The organism is Gemmatimonadales bacterium, from assembly GCA_030697825.1.
In the GTDB taxonomy this organism is placed as follows: Bacteria; Gemmatimonadota; Gemmatimonadetes; order Gemmatimonadales; family JACORV01; genus JACORV01.
The window spans coordinates 1-1,508 of the sequence record JAUYOW010000211.1; the positions used below are offsets into that span (position 1 = coordinate 1).

At 69.6% G+C, this 1,508-nt stretch carries 2 protein-coding genes; both read left to right on the forward strand.

What is annotated here, in order from left to right:
* The first annotated feature begins 338 nt into the window (after positions 1–338).
* Positions 339–845, forward strand: a complete 507-nt coding sequence (locus Q8Q85_11020) for a helix-turn-helix transcriptional regulator (protein MDP3774784.1) — start codon at positions 339–341, stop codon at positions 843–845.
* A complete protein-coding gene (locus Q8Q85_11025) occupies positions 842–1,375 on the forward strand; it encodes a hypothetical protein (GenBank protein ID MDP3774785.1) in 534 nt (177 codons plus the stop codon). The genes Q8Q85_11020 and Q8Q85_11025 overlap by 4 nt, the downstream gene beginning before the upstream one ends.
* Positions 1,376–1,508: the final 133 nt, after the last annotated feature.

Below are 1,508 nucleotides of genomic sequence, written 5' to 3' on the forward strand. Positions count from 1 at the left end.
CCGCACAGCCGCACAGAAACAACGTACCGCCTTCCCGCTTTCCCGCCTTACGGGGGTCGCGACCAGGGCCGGCAGCTGTCCCGGGTCCCCGCCGCGGGAGGAACGCTCGAGCCGGAGCCTGTCGTGGATTTCGAACTGGGCGCACAGTGAATTCGCTGGCGCACGACGGCCGGCGCGCGGTCGTGCAGGTCCAGCGCAGCACCTGGGACCTCTGGCTGCTGCGGGCGTCGGGGCGGTGAGGCCCCGTTTGCCTGGTCGGCCCGTGGCGGGCGGCCACCAGGGCTTGGCGCGGTCCATGGCGTATTGACGGTCCATATCCGATAGGATATATTGCTGAGATGAATCCTATTCGTGTCCTGAGGGAAACGGTTGCTCTGACCCAGACCGCGCTGGCTCGGGTCGGAGGCACGTCACAACCGACGATCGCGGCGTACGAAGCCAATCGGAAGAGCCCCACGATGAGCACCGTACGAAGGCTGGCGAGGGCTGTGGGACTGGACGCCGCCGTGGAGTACTACCCGCCGCTCACCAGGGAAGAGCGGCGGTCCCTCAGTCTCCACCGGGTGATCGCGAATCGGCTGCGTGAGAACCCCGATCGCGTGCTGGCACAGGCTCGGCGATGTCTGGAACGCATGATGGTACGCGACGGCGGATGTTCCCTGCCGTTGCGGGAGTGGGGCGTCGTCCTTGACCGGCCCGTGGAGGCGCTGCTGCCGCTCCTGACCGACCCCGACCCGTGGGTGCGGGAGCTTCGCCACGTGACACCGTTCGCCGGCGTGCTGTCGGCCGCCGAGCGCGCCGAGGCGTACCGTGCGTTCGCGGACGACGACCGGCGCGCCTCGTGAAGCGGGAGGAGTTCGAGCATGCGATCCATGCGGCCGGGGCGGTTCTCGGTGTTCGGGAGGTGCTGGTGATCGGAAGCCAGGCGCTTCACGCGAGCGTCGCGGGGGAGCTGCCGCCGGAGGCGTCCCGCTCCGTCGAGGTGGATGTTGCCGCGATGCGCGACGACGCGGACGGCCGGATGGCCGACCTGATCGACGGATCCATCGGTGAAGCGTCGATGTTTCATGCGACGTTCGGCTACTACGCCCAGGGTGTCGTCGAGACGACGGCGGTGCTGCCGGCCGGGTGGCGCGAGCGGCTGGTGCGCTTCGAGTCGGCCGGAACGAATGGGGTCGTCGCGTGGTGTCTGGAACCCCACGACCTGTGGGTGTCGAAGGCGATCGCCGGTCGCCACAAGGACCTTGAGTTCTGCCGGGCACTGGTCGAGCGGGCCCTCGTGAGCGGCGCTCATTTGCGCGACCGGCTGGCGATGGTGACCGTGCTGGACCCACGCGTCCGGGCCGCGGCGGCGGCACGGATCCCCGCCGCATGACCGACGCCGTCCTGCGTCTGTCGGCCGCCCTGGCCGACCGCTACGTGATCGAGCGCGAACTCGGTGCGGGCGGCATGGCCACGGTGTACCTCGCCCACGACGTTCGCCACGACCGGAAGGTGGCGCTCAAGGT

Excerpts from the sequence above, each read along its gene's own strand:
- Q8Q85_11020 (MDP3774784.1), top strand. The coding sequence starts at position 339 with ATGAATCCTATTCGTGTCCTGAGGGAAACGGTTGCTCTGACCCAGACC.